19 protein-coding genes are annotated in these 15450 nt (G+C 58.0%); 12 read left to right on the plus strand and 7 right to left on the minus strand.

Annotated elements, in window-relative coordinates:
* Positions 1-27 precede the first annotated feature (27 nt).
* The gene (locus tag J7416_RS17930; RefSeq protein WP_209226764.1) at positions 28-624 is read left to right on the plus strand and encodes an outer membrane lipoprotein carrier protein LolA; all 597 of its coding nucleotides are present in this window, start codon (positions 28-30) and stop codon (positions 622-624) included.
* A gap of 12 nt (positions 625-636) precedes the next feature.
* On the opposite strand, the gene J7416_RS17935 is transcribed toward J7416_RS17930, so the two are convergent.
* Both J7416_RS17935 and J7416_RS17940 read right to left on the minus strand, forming a co-directional pair.
* Positions 637-1218, minus strand: a complete 582-nt coding sequence (locus J7416_RS17935) for a lytic transglycosylase (RefSeq protein WP_170427439.1) — start codon at positions 1216-1218, stop codon at positions 637-639.
* A gap of 60 nt (positions 1219-1278) precedes the next feature.
* A complete protein-coding gene (locus tag J7416_RS17940) occupies positions 1279-2160 on the minus strand; it encodes an AEC family transporter (protein ID WP_209226768.1) in 882 nt (293 codons plus the stop codon).
* 80 nt (positions 2161-2240) lie between these two features.
* On the opposite strand from J7416_RS17940, the gene hspQ reads away from it, so the two are divergent.
* Positions 2241-2567 carry a heat shock protein HspQ gene (gene hspQ / locus J7416_RS17945; RefSeq protein ID WP_170427435.1) on the plus strand — a complete coding sequence of 109 codons (327 nt, stop codon included), beginning with the start codon at positions 2241-2243 and terminating at the stop codon, positions 2565-2567.
* A gap of 34 nt (positions 2568-2601) precedes the next feature.
* Here hspQ and J7416_RS17950 read toward each other — a convergent pair whose 3' ends face one another.
* The 3 genes from J7416_RS17950 to J7416_RS17960 form a co-directional block, all read right to left on the minus strand.
* Complete coding sequence (locus J7416_RS17950; RefSeq protein ID WP_209226770.1) at positions 2602-4179, minus strand: gamma-glutamyltransferase family protein; 1578 nt, start codon at positions 4177-4179, stop codon at positions 2602-2604.
* A 209-nt stretch (positions 4180-4388) separates the two neighbouring features.
* A complete protein-coding gene (locus tag J7416_RS17955) occupies positions 4389-4832 on the minus strand; it encodes an ATP-binding protein (RefSeq protein WP_209226774.1) in 444 nt (147 codons plus the stop codon).
* A 27-nt stretch (positions 4833-4859) separates the two neighbouring features.
* Entirely contained in the window at positions 4860-5198 is a 339-nt protein-coding gene (locus J7416_RS17960) for an STAS domain-containing protein (protein WP_209226775.1), read from the minus strand.
* 101 nt (positions 5199-5299) lie between these two features.
* Here J7416_RS17960 and J7416_RS17965 point away from each other — a divergent pair, with 101 nt between their 5' ends.
* Both J7416_RS17965 and J7416_RS17970 read left to right on the plus strand, forming a co-directional pair.
* A complete protein-coding gene (locus J7416_RS17965) occupies positions 5300-6472 on the plus strand; it encodes an acetyl-CoA C-acyltransferase (protein WP_209226777.1) in 1173 nt (390 codons plus the stop codon).
* Between the two features lie 53 nt (positions 6473-6525).
* Complete coding sequence (locus tag J7416_RS17970; protein WP_209226778.1) at positions 6526-6978, plus strand: GAF domain-containing protein; 453 nt, start codon at positions 6526-6528, stop codon at positions 6976-6978.
* A gap of 47 nt (positions 6979-7025) precedes the next feature.
* On the opposite strand, the gene J7416_RS17975 is transcribed toward J7416_RS17970, so the two are convergent.
* Together J7416_RS17975 and J7416_RS17980 are read right to left on the minus strand one after the other, a co-directional pair.
* Positions 7026-7415 (minus strand): SHOCT domain-containing protein, encoded by a 390-nt coding sequence (locus tag J7416_RS17975; RefSeq protein WP_209226780.1) that lies wholly within the window; start codon positions 7413-7415, stop codon positions 7026-7028.
* A 109-nt stretch (positions 7416-7524) separates the two neighbouring features.
* On the minus strand, positions 7525-7827 hold the full coding sequence (locus J7416_RS17980) for a DUF1294 domain-containing protein (protein ID WP_247744367.1): 303 nt from the start codon (positions 7825-7827) through the stop codon (positions 7525-7527).
* Positions 7828-7923: 96 nt separating this feature from the next.
* Between J7416_RS17980 and J7416_RS17985 the strand changes: the two genes are divergently transcribed.
* The 8 genes from J7416_RS17985 to J7416_RS18020 are packed head-to-tail and all read left to right on the plus strand — an operon-like array spanning position 7924 to position 15409.
* Complete coding sequence (locus J7416_RS17985; protein WP_209226781.1) at positions 7924-8493, plus strand: XRE family transcriptional regulator; 570 nt, start codon at positions 7924-7926, stop codon at positions 8491-8493.
* Positions 8493-9116: a LysE family transporter gene (locus J7416_RS17990; protein ID WP_209226783.1), complete on the plus strand. Its 624-nt coding sequence runs from the start codon at positions 8493-8495 to the stop codon at positions 9114-9116. The genes J7416_RS17985 and J7416_RS17990 overlap by 1 nt, the downstream gene beginning before the upstream one ends.
* Positions 9117-9120: 4 nt before the next feature.
* Entirely contained in the window at positions 9121-9501 is a 381-nt protein-coding gene (locus J7416_RS17995) for a GFA family protein (RefSeq protein WP_209226785.1), read from the plus strand.
* Positions 9502-9516: 15 nt separating this feature from the next.
* Positions 9517-11967 (plus strand): FAD-dependent oxidoreductase, encoded by a 2451-nt coding sequence (locus J7416_RS18000; protein WP_209226786.1) that lies wholly within the window; start codon positions 9517-9519, stop codon positions 11965-11967.
* Positions 11968-11985: 18 nt separating this feature from the next.
* Positions 11986-12462, plus strand: a complete 477-nt coding sequence (locus tag J7416_RS18005) for a cupin domain-containing protein (protein ID WP_209226787.1) — start codon at positions 11986-11988, stop codon at positions 12460-12462.
* A 3-nt stretch (positions 12463-12465) separates the two neighbouring features.
* Positions 12466-13518 carry an alcohol dehydrogenase family protein gene (locus J7416_RS18010; RefSeq protein WP_209226789.1) on the plus strand — a complete coding sequence of 351 codons (1053 nt, stop codon included), beginning with the start codon at positions 12466-12468 and terminating at the stop codon, positions 13516-13518.
* Positions 13519-13530: 12 nt separating this feature from the next.
* On the plus strand, positions 13531-14424 hold the full coding sequence (locus J7416_RS18015; RefSeq protein WP_209226790.1) for a homocysteine S-methyltransferase family protein: 894 nt from the start codon (positions 13531-13533) through the stop codon (positions 14422-14424).
* A 10-nt stretch (positions 14425-14434) separates the two neighbouring features.
* Positions 14435-15409 (plus strand): helix-turn-helix domain-containing protein, encoded by a 975-nt coding sequence (locus J7416_RS18020; protein ID WP_209226792.1) that lies wholly within the window; start codon positions 14435-14437, stop codon positions 15407-15409.
* Positions 15410-15450: the final 41 nt, after the last annotated feature.

A 15450-nucleotide genomic window follows, 5' to 3' on the forward strand; every position in this document is an offset into this window, starting at 1 on the left:
AAGGGCAAAGCGCTTATCTGATGTCACATGAAACAGATTGCTTTTGCCCTTGCCCTGACGCTGGCTGCACCCGCCGCCTGGGCCGCTGAAAAACTGCCATTGTCGCAGATCTCAAACTACCTGAACGGCCTAAAGACCGTTGAGACGACATTCACTCAGGTAAATGACGACGGCTCGCTGAGCACCGGTAAGCTCTGGATGGAGCGGCCCGGCAAGATGCGGTTCGAATACGATCCGCCCAACAGTGCCGTGGTTCTGGCGCGTGCAGGAACGGTGCAGATTTTCGATCCCAAATCTAATCAACCGCCCGAGCAATACCCGCTGAAGCGCACGCCGTTGTCGCTGGTGCTGGCGCGAAATGTGAACCTTGGGCAGGCCAATATGGTCGTTGGGCACGACTTTGACGGCACGGCCACGGTTGTTACTGCTCAGGATCCTAAGAACCCCGAATCCGGACGGATTGAGTTGATGTTTACCGGGGACCCGATCGAGCTGCGCAAATGGGTGATTCACGACAATGCGGGCAGTCAGACCACCGTTCTGCTGGGGCAGCTGACGACAGGCGAGAATATCAGGAACGACCTGTTCTCGAGCTCGAAGAGAAGCGGGTCAGGCAATCGCTGACCCGCTGATTGATCAGTGCCGGCAGCTTGCCAGCTGCGCCTGATACAGCTTGGCCCGTGCATCCACGTCATTGGCGACGTTCAGCAACCAGGTTTTGCCGTAGTGGCTGCCACGGGCATAGCCAGTGTGGCCCTCGTGATAAGCCAGATACTGGTTCCGCGTATCGGTGGGGTGGATGCCATTCCGCTGGTAGCTTTTATTCATGTACCAGCCAATGAAATCCGAAGCATCACGGATGCGGTCCCGCTTGGCGCGGCGCTTGCCGGTTTCCTTGCGATATTCGTCCCATGTGCCGTCCAGTGCCTGACTGAACCCATAGGCGCTGCTTTGGCGGCCCATCGGGATCACGCCCAACACATATTGGTGCGGTGTGCGCGCATCGTGCTTGTAGCGGCTTTCCTGATAGATGGTCGCCATCTGAACGTGAACAGGGACGCCCCATTTCCGTTCGGTGCTTTTGAAGGCCTTGATAAAATCAGGCCGTTCGCGCGCAATGCTGCACGCGTCATTCAATCTGCTCGGCGGCTGTTTCGACCCGCCGCCACAGGATGCCAAAAGAAGCACCCCTAGGAGTACGAAAAGAATTCTGCTCATGTGCCTCGTGCCTTTTTTCTTTATTGTAGCGCAGATTGAGAGTTTAGGAAATCACAATCGTTACAGAACAATAGCTAGAATTATAGGCAAGGCGCCCACGGACAGCACGGTCGACACCATAACCATCCCGGCAACAGCATCTGAATCCGCGTCAAATCGTTCAGCCAGCAGATAGGCGGTGACGGCGACCGGGGTGCACATCTGTAAAACCATGACGCCGAAGGCAATTGCGTCCAGGTCAAAGGCGCGGGCAATTGCCCACCCGAGGGCAAAACAGACCACCAGTTTCAACGCCGACAACCAGATCGCCTGACCCAGTTTTTGTGTCGTCAGGCGTGCAATAGCGACCCCGACGGTAATCAGCATCATCGGGATGGCCATCTGGCCCAAGAGCTCGAGCGTATTGGTCAGAAACAGAGGCGTCTGCCAATCTTGCCACAGGAACAAAGCGCCAAGAAGGGTCGCCCAAACCATCGGTTCGCGCGCGACCTTGCCGAATGCGCCCTTTCCGGCGACAAGATAGATGCCATAAGTGAATGAAAACAGCGCGGTAATAGCCAGAAAGATGACAGCAAACCCCAAACCTGCCTGCCCAAAGGCAAAGATGCACAGCGGCAGACCCAGATTGCCGGTGTTGCCAAAGATGAGCGGCGCAAGATAGGTCCGGCGGTCCAGACCTGACAGCCGGACAAATACGCCAAACACCATGGCCAGAGCCACATGGCCCGCAATCGCAGCCAGTGTGAAACGGGTTAATTCGCCCCCCGGAATCTCGGTTTGCATCAGCGCCACAAAGATCAGGCTGGGTACGGCCAGCGTCACGGCAAGGCGCGTTACGAACTCCAAACGGTATTCGAAACCCAGCTTGACCCAGGTGAATCCGATGCCCGCCAGCAGGAAAACCGGAGCCACGATTTCGAACACTGTCAGTAAGAGGTTCACAGACTGTTTCCTTTAATTTCCGATCAATGATTGGCATTTCGGCCCGGAAAGAGGTAGTAACATCCTTGGGGGCTGAGAATATGTTGACTACAAATGCCAAGTACCGCCTGGGACAGGTGGTCCGCCATAAAAAACATCCCTTCCGGGGGGTGATTTTTGACGTGGATCCGGAATTTTCCAACACTGAAGAGTGGTACCAGGCCATTCCCGAGGACAGCCGCCCCATCAAGGATCAGCCGTTTTATCATCTGCTCGCAGAAAACGACCAATCCTTCTATGTGGCTTATGTTTCAGAACAAAATCTGGTTGCGGACCAATCCGGTGAGCCGGTAGAGCATCCGGATATTCCTGATATGTTTGGTCCTTTCGAGAATGGCGCGTACCCGCTGCATTTTAATTTGAATTAAGTGATACGGTGCGCTGCTTTGCGCACCCAGTTGGTCAATAACCCAGTGCACAACCATCTTTTCTGGGGTCGCTTGCGCCCTCCAGAACACCGTCTGTGCGGATTCGGATTGCCTGAGCGCCGCCGAGGGGCGTTTCCGGAACCTGAACGCTGTGCCCCAAATCTGACAATTGTTGAGATGTGCTTGGCGGAATTCCGCGCTCAAGCTTCAAAACGCCGCCATCGGCAAAGGCGCGCGGGGCGTCGAAACTGGCCTGCAGGCCCAGGTCGTGATCCGTGAGATTGGACAGCAGTCGCGCGTGCCCCGTGGGTTGAAACGCGCCGCCCATCACACCGAAGGGCATCATCACCCGACCATCTTGTTTCAGCATCCCCGGAATGATCGTATGCATGGGGCGTTTGCCCGGACCCATCTCATTTGGGTGTCCGGCCTGAAGATTAAAGCCGCTGCCGCGGTTTTGCAGCAGGATCCCGTACTTCTCCGAGGCGATGCCGGACCCAAAGCTATGGAAAATGGAATAGATCAGCGAAACGGCCATGCGATCCCGATCAACGACAGTGATATAGACCGTATCCTTGTGAACGGACTCAGTCAGCGGCGCGGCTGCGGGCATGGCATATTTGGGGTCGATCAGCGCCGCCAGTTTGTCGGCCACAGTCTGGTCCAGAAACCGTTCTGCGTGGGTCGTGTGATCCGGATCGGCAATGAACCGATTGCGCGCATCATAAGCGAGCTTTGAGGCTTCGGCCTCAATATGAACGCGCTCGGCGCTGAATGGATCAAGCCGACTTAGGTCGAAATTCTTGAGAATATTGAGCAGCAGGATCGCAGTCGCCCCCTGACCGTTTGGCGGATGTTCGACCAGATCGATGCCATTATATGTGCCGCTGACAGGCTGGGTCTCGGTGCATTGGGTGGCCAGAAAATCCTCGGCCGTGTGACCTCCGCCCATCGCGTTTAAGGCGTCGATCATGTCCTGCGCGATCTCGCCCGCATAGAACGCGTCGCGGCCATGGCGCGCGATTTGGCGCAGAACCTCTGCCTGCCCAGGTGATCTAAAGACCTGGCCGATGGTTGGGACGCTGCCGTCAATCAGATAGTGGTCTCGCGCAGCGCCCTGCAGAGTTGGCGCGCCGATCTGCCAATCAAAGGCGACCCGCGGTGCTACTGGCACACCGGCCTCGGCATAGTGGATGGCGGGCTGCAATATGGCCTGCAACCCCAGCCGCCCTTCGGTTTCAGCCAGATGGCAGAACGCATCAATGGCACCAGGAATGGTCACAGCGTCTGTCGTGTTCAGGGGTACAGTATCCAGCCCTTGGGCGCGCAACCGATCCGCATCGGCCGCTGCCGGCGCGCGACCAGAGCCATTCAGAGCACGGACCTGATCTTCGCCTGCGCGATTGAACAAAACAAAGCAATCACCGCCGATACCGGTCATTTGCGGCTCGCAAATGCCCAAAAGCACGGCACCTGCAATCGCTGCGTCCATTGCGTTTCCACCTTCGGCGAGGATGTTCAGGGCAACCTGCGCGGCCAATGGGTGCGACGTGGCGCACATGCCTTCGGTTGCGAAAACTTCGGACCGACCCGGAGTGTGAAAATCCCTCATGCTTTGTCTTCCCCTTTTGAACGCGCCGAAGGTAAAGCGCGGTCCGAAATTGTCTAGTCACATCAAGGAGAAGTTCCTCGGCACCTGTCACTGGGTGGGGGCTGTGATACATGGCGCCGAGGGAAGCTATCTGAGCTACGGATACTGTTTTGCCGATGGTTTGCGGCGCGGCAATGGTGCGAAAAGGGCGTTTATGTGGCCTTTTTTGGTCAGTCGCCGCCATTGGGAAAGTCGAACCGCAGGGACAAAAGGTTGCACCCGTCGCTGCGCTCATAGCGAATATCGCTGGTCAATTCGTGGATCAGGAACCAGCCGAAACCTCCTTCGGGTAACTCATCTATCGATGAACCCAAACTGGCGGGAACGCCGTCGGGCACCCGAAACCCAGGTAAGGGATTGCCAGTGTCCGAAATCAGGATATCCAACCAGTTCTGGTGCAAGCGGCAATGCACTTTGACCTTTGCTGGCGTGATGCCCGCATAGGCATGTTCGACGACGTTGTTGATCGCCTCTGCCAGGGCGATCTTCACATCGCCCGCCTGATGCGCAGGCAAGCCCTGCACCTCAAGACCCTTGCTGAGCTGGGCGATACCAGCACTGGCTTCGGTTTCGGTCGCAGTAAAGCTGAGGTCCAAGCTGTTCCCGTTACTCATGGCATCGCGCCTATTCAATCCGTGGTTTCACTCGGTCGTCGAGGCCAGAGCATCGTCCAGCGTTGGATAGAGATTGAAAACCGTATCCATCCGAGTCAGACGAAACACCTTTTCGACAAACGGGTTCAGCCCGGCCAAGTCGAGGCGACGGTCGCGGCCAAGCTGCTTCATTGATGCGACGATGGCCCCAAGGCCGCTTGAGTCGATGAATTCGACGCCTGTCAGGTCCAGAACAACGCGCGCCGCACCGCCTTCAGCTTCGGTACGCATGTCTTCTTTGAATTGGATGGCCATAGCCGCGTCAATCCGGTCGGAATGCACGGTGATGATTTGGGTTGTGTCTGTTGTCGTACTGCTCAGGGCCATGCGCGCCGCTTCTCTAAACTGAAAATCGCTCGTAGAAATACGCTAGACGGCAATTCTTACCATTCGGTATCCATCTCTCGAAAAAACAGAGGAGCATCCAGATGAAGCAAGTCGTAATCGCAGGGGCCGCGCGCACTCCGATGGGTGGATTCCAGGGGATGTTTGACTCGGTGAAAGCCGCTGATCTTGGCGGTGTGGCGATCAAGGCCGCATTGCAAGGGGCGGGGACCGAGACTGTCGACGAAGTTCTGATGGGCTGCGTTTTGCCTGCCGGGCAGGGGCAGGCCCCCGCGCGGCAGGCCGGTTTTGCGGCGGGGTTGGGTCAGGAGGTTCCTGCCACGACGCTGAACAAAATGTGCGGCTCAGGCATGAAGGCTGCGATGATGGCCTTTGACCAGATTGCGTTGGGGCATGCGGGCACGATGATCGCCGGTGGTATGGAGAGCATGACGAATGCACCCTACCTGTTACCCAAAATGCGCGACGGCGCGCGGTTGGGTCATACGCAGGCGATGGATCATATGTTCCTGGACGGGCTCGAGGACGCCTATGACAAAGGCCGCCTGATGGGCACATTCGCCGAAGATTGTGCCGAGGCCTACCAGTTCACGCGCGAGGCACAGGACGAATATGCGCTTCGTTCGTTGTCAAACGCGTTGGCTGCGCAGGAAAACGGCGCTTTCGCGGATGAAATCACCCCGGTGTCGGTCCGCACCCGCAAGGGCGAGGTGACACAGGGTGCTGATGAACAGCCCCTTTCGGCGCGACCCGAGAAGATTCCCACACTCAAACCCGCATTCCGAAAGGACGGCACAGTGACGGCGGCAAATTCGTCGTCCATCTCGGATGGTGCCGCGGCGCTGGTACTGGCGTCCGAGGACGCCGCCGAGGCGCAGGGGCTGACCGTTCGCGCCCGCATTGTCGGTCACGCCAGCCATGCTCAGGCACCGGGACTTTTCACAACCGCGCCTGTACCAGCTGCGCAGAAACTGTTGGCCAAGATCGGCTGGTCAAAAGACGACGTCGATCTTTGGGAAGTCAACGAAGCCTTTGCTGTCGTGCCCATGGCCTTCATGCACGAGATGGGCTTGTCCCGCGATATCGTCAACGTGAACGGCGGCGCCTGCGCCCTTGGTCACCCAATCGGTGCATCTGGCGCACGCATTATGGTCACTTTGCTGAACGCGTTGGAAAAGCGAAACCTCAAGCGCGGTGTGGCGGCTATCTGCATCGGCGGCGGAGAAGGAACGGCTGTCGCCATCGAACGCGTTTGACGCTTCACCTTTTTCCAAATACTCCGGCGCAGACCCTTGCCAAGAGTTCCGACATGACAGCCGACTACGACACGCTTGCCAAAACCATTGCAGCCCTGACCGAGGGCGAAACCGACGACGTGGCCTTGATGGCGACAATCGCGTGCGAGGTGCACCATGCCGATGACCGTTTCGACTGGACGGGATTTTACCGCGTGACCGAGCCGGGATTGCTGAAAATCGGTCCTTATCAGGGTGGTCACGGGTGTTTGGTCATACCGTTCGACCGGGGTGTTTGCGGTGCTGCGGCGCGTACGGGTGAGGTACAGCTTGTACCAGACGTGGACGCGTTCCCCGGCCATATCGCCTGTGCTTCTTCGACTCGGTCCGAGTTGGTGCTGCCAGTGCACAATGCCGCGGGCAAGGTCATTGCCGTATTCGATATCGACAGCGATCAGCCTGACGCGTTCAATGATCAGGACGCCGACAAACTGGCTGAAATTCTATCTGGCGTATTCACTAAATAGTATAGGCCGGGGAAGACCCCCGGCCTTTTCGTTTCTGGTTGAGGTTGTCAGGCGCTGAGGATTTTGGCCTTTTGCGCCTCAAATTCCTCATCCGTCAGCACGCCTTTGTCCTTAAGCGCTGAAAGACGCTCTAACTCGTCTGCCGTGGACACGGTTGCAACCGAGCGAATGTAGTCCTTTTGCGCCTGTTCCATTTGATCCATGGCTTCGACGTTGTGCTGGTGCATCCGCTCGCCCCGGATCAGCACATAGGCCAGAACACCCAGCCACGGGATCAGGATCACAAACGCGATCCACAGTGCTTTGGCACCGCCACTCAGGTCCTTTGAGCGAAAGACATCGGCCACAACCGAAACCATCACCCAGAACCAGGCCACCATCAGGAACAGCCAGAAGATTGACCAGATTATGTCGAAAAAACCGATACCGTTGTCCATCTCTTATCCAACCCTTTGCGATTAGGTAAATTTTTCGTTCAGATAACGTAGTATTGTAACAGACAGCTTTCCGATTGGTTAGTCTGGTATGCATGGTCGCGAATTTGTCTTAGAAGAGGGTGGCAAACTCGTAGGTCGACAGGACATAAATCAGAACGACCTGCATGCTGGTTATTCCGAAAAGATAATATGAAAACAGCTTCTTGCGCGTTTTGTGCCGGAATATCCAGCGCCCAACCAACGCGCCGGGACTGCCGCCCAACGCAGCCAGCCACAAGAGTTTTCGTTCAGGAATACGCCTTTTCCGTTTGCCCGCCCTCAGCTTGTCCCAGCCAAAGGCCAGCAGAGTCAGGCCGTTTACGACCCACAGATAAATCACTGCAATCCACATGAGGAACGGATAGCGAAGCAAAGCTGTACGCCCAAGTGAAAAAATCCTTGGAATTTTCACAGAATCAATGCACCGTGAAAAACGAAGACAAAATTTCACAGACAGCCGGAGCGTTCAGTGAACAGCCAAGCCCCGCACAGTGCCACACTCGGAGCCGATCTGCGTGCGTTGCGAAAAGCGCGCGGGCTGACGTTGAGCGAGATCGCGGCCCAACTGGGCCGTTCGGTCGGGTGGCTTAGCCAAGTCGAGCGTGACATGTCCGATCCATCGATATCGGACCTGCGCCAGATCGCTGAAAGCTTGGGCGTGCCGATGTCGATGTTGTTTGCGCACGCGGCCGCCCCGGCAGAAGAACAAGGGTACGTTGTCAGGGCCGGAACGCGCCGCCCTATGGGGTCGGGCGAAGAAGGGTTGATCGAAGAACTGTTATCGCCCGATCTGACCGATGACTTCGAAATGGTGCATTCGACGTTCAAACCGCGCTCAAAAATGCAGACCCCTGCCAATCGCCCCACTCAGGAAGTTGGCTACATGGTTTCCGGTCGATTGGAGCTGACGATTGGAGGTCATCAGTTTTCGGTGGGTCCCGGTGACAGCTTTCGTATCAAACATGAACCCTATCAGTGGGCTAATCCCTACGATGAGCCCGCTGTGGCCATCTGGGTCATCGCCCCGCCGGTATACTGATGAGCTTTGAGGCCTGGACCATATTCGCACTGTTCTGGGTGGTGTTCGTGACCACTCCCGGGCCGAATGCCGTCAATTGCATCTCGAACGGGATGAGCTTGCCGTTTCCAAAGGCAATGCTTGGAGTATTGGCGATCCTGACGCAGGCCAGCGCGTTTCTGATCTTGTCTGCGCTTGGCGTGACCGCCCTGATCGCGGCATCTCCTACAGGGTTTTTCATCGCTAAACTGGTGGGGGCAGGGTTCCTGATCTGGGTTGGTATCCGAGGGTGGATGAATGCCACACGTCCAGCCCCCGCGACAGAAAGACCAGCGCGCCATGTCTACCTGCACGCGCTGGCGGTTGCGACGATCAACCCCAAAAGCGTGGCGGGGTACCTTGCGGCCTTTTCACAGTTCGTCCAGCCAGACGTGCCGATCTGGCAGCAGATGGCTGTCATCATGCCAACTGCGCTGATCATTACCACGCTCAGCTATACCGGCTTTACCCTTCTGGGCGCTCTGATGGGTAAGGCTGCGCTGGGCGCTGTGTTCAACACCTGGGTGCGCCGGGTCATGGCCGCCTGTTTCATCATCTATGGCGTGTTGCTGGGTGCCAGCACCACGCCCGCAGCGAGGGGGTAGTCAAATGCAAACCGGTTCCTGCCTTTGCGGCGCGGTTGCCTTCACGATTGACGGAGAGCTTTCACCGCCATCCGCCTGCCACTGCGGCCAATGCCGCAAGCAATCGGGGCATTATTGGTCTTCAACAGTGACCCATCAGGACAACCTGAGTTTCACCGCAAGCGACACGCTGCGTTGGTTCCGTGCGTCAGACATAGCCCGGCGTGGCTTTTGCAGCGACTGCGGGTCTTTCCTGTTCTGGCAGCACAATGACGAAGACACAATTTCGATTTCCATGGGGGCGTTCGACACGCCTACCGGACTAAACCTCGCCCGGCACATCTTTGTGGCTGACAAGGGCGACTACTACGACATCACGGACGATCTGCCCCAACGGGCACAGTAACAGGGATCAAAACCAATGAGCGATTTTCCGACAAAAGCCCGCGTGGTGATTATCGGCGGCGGTGTAGTGGGGGCCTCCTCGCTTTACCATCTGGCCAAGAAGGGCTGGACCGATTGTGTGCTGCTGGAAAAGAACGAGCTGACTGCAGGCTCGACCTGGCACGCGGCGGGTAACGTTCCAACCTTTTCGACCTCGTGGGCGATCATGAACATGCAGCGATACTCGACCGAGCTGTATTCGCGGCTGGGTGAAGAGGTCGACTATCCGATGAACTATCACGTCTCGGGTTCCATCCGTCTGGCGCACAGCAAAGAGCGGATGCAGGAGTTCGAGCGGGCGATGTCGATGGGTCGCTATCAAGGCATCCCAATGGAGATGTGGACCCCGGAAGAGGCCAAGGCGCGCTATCCGTTCCTGGAAACACACGATCTGGAAGGTGTTCTGTATGACCCGACCGATGGTGACATTGACCCGGCGCAGCTGACGCAGGCGCTGGCCAAGGGTGCCCGCGACATGGGCCAGAAGATCATCCGTTTCTGCCCGGCAACCGGCGTCACCCAGCACGACGACGGCACCTGGACCGTCCATACGGACAAAGGCGATATCGACTGCGATTACGTGGTCAATGCCGCCGGTTACTACGCGCAACGTGTGGGTGAGTGGTTCAAGCCCTTCGGCGGCCGTACCGTGCCCGCGATGGTGATGAGCCACCAGTATCTGCTGACCGACGAGATCCCCGAGGTCGAAGAATGGTCCAAGGAAAATGGCGGTAAGAAGCTGCCTTTGCTGCGCGACGTGGATATCTCGTACTACCTGCGGCAGGAGAAGCACGGCTTTAACCTTGGTCCCTATGAGCCGAACTGCAAGGGCCACTGGATGACCGAAGATGACCCGATGCCCGAGGATTTCTCGTTCCAGCTGTGGAATGACGATCTGGACCGTATCGAGGACATCGTGACCGACGCGATGGAGCGGGTGCCGCTGATGGCAACCTCGGGTGTTGGCCGTGTGATCAACGGCCCGATCCCCTATGCACCGGATGGTCTGCCGCTGATTGGTCCGATGCCGGGCGTCCGGAACGCGTTCGAGGCGCACACCTTCACCTTCGGCATCGCTCAGGGTGGTGGTGCAGGCAAGGTGCTGGCCGAATGGATCGTCGATGGCGCAACCGAATGGGATATGTGGGCCGTCGATCCGCGTCGATACACCGATTACACAGATCAGGATTACTGCAACCAGAAAGGTCTGGAGGTTTATGGCAACGAATACGCCATGCACTTCCCCCATCACGAATGGCCTGCGGCGCGCGACAAGAAACTGTCGCCGGTGCATGACAAGGTCAAAGCGCTGGGCGGCGTGATGGGTGCCTATAACGGGTGGGAGCGGGCCAATTGGTTCGCCAAGCCGGGCGATGACACATCGCTTGAGGCGACCCATACCTGGGGTCGATCCGGCCCATGGGAGCAGCGTGTCAAAGAAGAATGCGAGGCCGTGCGAGACGATTGTGGAGTGCTGGATCTGCCAGGCTTCTCGCGCTTCATGGTCAAGGGAGAGGGCGCCGCTGAGGCGTTGCGCGGCCTCGCAACCGGTGGGTTGCCAAAGGTCGGCCGGATGAACCTCATCTACATCTCTGACGACCGTGGCCGCATTCTGACCGAGATGTCCTGCATTCGTTTGGGCGAGGATGAGTTCGTCATGATCACCGCCGCAACCGCGCAGTGGCATGACCGTGATATCCTGATGAACGCGATGCCCGCCAGCGTTTCGATTGAGGACGTCACCACGACCCGCGACACTTTGATCGTCACCGGCCCGAAATCGCGCGAGATCTTGTCGACAATGACGGATGCGGATCTGACCTCGGGCTGGTTGACCCATCAGTCTGCAACCGTTGCAGGCCAGCCCGCCTACCTGATCCGCGTGTCCTTTGCGGGTGAGCTAGGATGGGAAGTTCACGCTCTGAACGAGCATATGCCCGCGATCTATGACGCGATCATTGATGCCGGTGCCAAGCCGTTCGGGATGTACGCTCTGAACTCGCTGCGGATCGAAAAAGGGTACCGTGCCTGGAAGGGCGACCTGTCGACTGACTACTCGCTGCTGGAAGGTGGGCTTGGGCGGTTCGTGAAACTGGACAAACCGCAGAATTTCCCGGGCAAGGCAGCAATTCTGAACGAAAAGCAGCAGGGCGTGAAGAAGTCGTTTGTCACGCTGACCGTAGACGCGGGCGATTGCGACGCGCCGTATATGTCCTGCATCTGGCAGGGCGATCAGATTGTGGGCGAGACCACCTCGGGCGCATGGGGCTACCGCGTTGGCAAATCCATCGCGCTGGGCATGATCAAGGCCGAGCTTGCGAACCCCGGTACCGAGCTTGAGGTCGAAATCTACGGCCAAAAGTGCCGCGCTGTGGTAGAGCAGGATCAGCCGCTCTGGGATCCCGAGAACGAGCGGTTGCGCGCTTAACCTCTTGCGGAGACCGCCATGAGCAAACGATACGCCAAATTGGGGCCTGGTGAGGGCCCCAACTATGATTGGGAAAATGACCATACCTTTGTGAAGGTTTCCGGTCAGGACACGGATGGCGCATATACGCTGATGGAAGACAATCTGAAGGCCAGCTTCGCGCTTGGCCTTCATCGCCATGAGAAGCATGCCGAGACCTTCTATTTTCTCGAAGGTGAGGTGGATTTCTATATCGATGGCGACTGGCATCGGTGCACACCGGGCACAACGATCCATGTCCCGCCCGGAGTACCCCATGCATGCCGCGTCGCGAACGCAGCGCCCGCCCGAATGCTGATGATTTTTCAGCCCTCAGGGTTTGACGGATTTCTGGCCGAACTGGCAACGATGAATGAGGCTGATTTCGCGGACGACGCGACAATGGCCGCGTTGAATGCAAAATATGACATTGTCCCGATGGGGCCTGTGCCAGCACATCCAGACGACAAAGGCTAAAGCATGACAATTCCAACCACGATGGCAGGCGTTTACCTCACGCGTCACGGTGGTCCCGAAGTGCTTGAATGGCGCGACGATATTCCGGTGCCAACACCTGGCGCGGGGCAGGTTTTGGTGCGGGTCGCGGCTGCGGGTGTCAACAACACCGATATCAACACGCGGATCGGTTGGTACTCTTCAGACGTGACCGGTGCAACCGACGACGTCGATCAGGACGTCGATGCAGGCGGCTGGGGCGGGGCCTTGGCCTTTCCACGCATCCAGGGCGGAGACTTATGTGGCATCGTCGAACTGGCAGGGCCCGAAACCGGGTTCAAGGTTGGGCAACGGGTGACCTGCCCAATCAACCTGCCGCGACCGCGCCCTGGAAGTCCGACGGGCTTTATTGCCTTGGGGTCCGAGGTCGACGGGGCCTTTGCCCAATACTGCCTTGTTGAGGCAGACGACCTGTATGACGTCACCACTTCCCCGCTTTCAGACGTCGAGATCGCTGCAATCCCGTGCGCTTTTGGCACCGCAGAAAACCTTCTGACCCGCGCCGGTGTCACCTCTGGGCAAAAAGTTCTGATCACCGGGGCATCTGGCGGGGTGGGGCTGGCCGCCGTGCAACTGGCGGCACTACGCGGCGCCTCGGTTTGGGGTGTCACCAGCCCGGCCAAGGCCGATGTGGTCAAGGCGCAGGGCGCATCAGGCACATATGACCGCAATGCACCGCTTCCCAATGACATGTTCGACGTGGTGATTGACGTGGTGGGCGGCCCGGCGTGGCCCGGCCTGATCCTGGCTCTGAAACCCGGAGGGCACTATGCCGTTTCGGGCGCGATCGCCGGTCCGATTGTCGAGGCCGATCTGCGCGACATCTATCTGCGGGACATCACCATTCACGGCTGCACGCATCAGGCCTTTGACGTCTTTGGTCGCCTTGTCGAGATGATGAATTCGGGTCGCATCAAGCCTTTGGTTTCCAAAACCTATCCGCTAAGAGACATCGCCAAAGCGCAAGAGGATTTTCAGTCCAAAGCGCTGCCGGGAAAACTCGTACTTGTTCCGTAGGGAGATTGGCACATGGCGGACATCACACTTCTGGATGGCTCGATCGGGCAGGAACTGGTCAAACGTAGCGGTGACAGGGCAACCCCGCTGTGGTCAACGCGCGTGATGATGGACTACCCGGATCTGGTCGGAGACGTTCACGCAGACTATTTCCGCCGCGGTGCGACCGTTGCGACGACCAACACGTACGCAGTTCACCGGTCACGACTGGATCGTGTCGGGTTGCAAGATCAATTGGCCGATTTGATTGGCGTGGCCGTGTCGCAGGCCTGCCGGGCTCGGGACGGTAGCACGGGGCGCGTCGCCGGGGCGCTGGGCCCATTGCTGGCGTCGTACCGGCCCGATTTGAAGCCTGATGTCGAACAGGCCGCTGAAAAGTTTGCGGAAATCGTTCAACTCATGGCCAACGATGTCGATCTGTTTCTGATCGAGACAGTCTCTTCCCTGCAGGAAGCCGAAGGTGCCCTGCGTGGCACTGAAAAGATTGAAAAACCCGTTTGGCTCGCACTTACGGTGATGGACGACGACGGCACGCGTCTGCGATCCGGCGAGCCGCTTTCGGACGTCGCGCCGCTGGTGGAGCGGTTCAATCCTGAAGCTGTTTTGATTAACTGCTCGCGACCCGAAGCCATTCCGGCGGCTTTGGACATTCTGGCCACGATGGGACGGCCTTTTGGAGCCTATGCGAATGGGTTTACTGAGATTTCAGAGGGCTTTCTGAAAGATGCACCAACCGTTGACGCCTTGGAACAACGGCAAGATCTTGGACCCAGAGTTTACGCCGATCACGCCATGGCCTGGGTAAACCAAGGCGCTACGATCGTCGGCGGATGCTGCGAAGTTGGTCCTGACCACATCGAGGCCCTCGCCAACAGCCTGCGCGCCGCCGGACACCGGATCGTCTGAGAGGAGCGCGATGCCCGCAACGCCAAATACTTCGGCCGTCAACCGACAGCACCATTTCGACATCTTGGTTGCGCCCGGCTACGTGCTGTTGGAGCTAGCGTCGTTGGTCGAAGTGTTGCGTCTGGCAAACCGCGTCTGCCCGAACCCACCTTTCACCTTTACCTACCGCTCGCTGCGGGGGGGGGCGATCGCCAGCAGCAGCGACGCGACGGTACAGACCGAGCGCATCCCAGCGCATCCCAAGGCAGACTATCTGTTTGTCATTGGTAACTCTGACCCAGACCACCCGGACCTGTCGCTGGGGCGGATTGTATCGGACTATACATTCCGCGGCGCACAGGTCTTTCTGCTGGCCGAAGCGGCAAGCCGCTATATCGATGAGCACGGCACCGAGGATATGTCGACCCATTGGGAAAACGCCTCCTTTCTGCGCGAACGACGAGCCCGCTTCGAGGCAAAGCTGTCCATTGCAACCGAACAAGGCGCCGTGGTGACCTGCGCCGGGATGGAGGCCACGACCGACGTGGCCCTGGCCGTGATCGGGCGTCACATTTCCGGACCGACCCGAATGACGGTGGCTGACATAATGTTGCACGAAAACATCCGCGATTTCTCGTCCTTGCAGCCGTTTTCGGGGTCAAAAACCACTGCCACCGGGGATGCGAAGCTGGACCAGTGTATCAAGCTGATGCAGGCGAACATCGAAGATCCGCTGCCGATTAACGAAATCGTCCAGACGCTGAAGCTGTCGAACCGGTCACTGGAGCGCAAGTTCAAAACCTATTTCGGGACCACTCCCAACGGGTTCTACCGCGAAATGCGGCTGGCCAAGGCGAACAACCTTTTACTGAACACAACAATGAGTGTTCGGGAAATCGGCCTTGCCTGTGGTTTCCCCAATGGGTTTTCGTCGGTTTACAAGAGCTTTTTCGGCGTCACGCCCTTTGTCCTGAGGCGGGAAAAACGGCAAGTCAAACAGCGGTGATTTTTGCGAATGCGCTGACGTTTTTCATGCATTCTGCGTCG

The sequence above is a fragment of the Ruegeria sp. R14_0 genome, assembly GCF_017743975.1.
Lineage (GTDB): Bacteria > Pseudomonadota > Alphaproteobacteria > Rhodobacterales > Rhodobacteraceae > Ruegeria.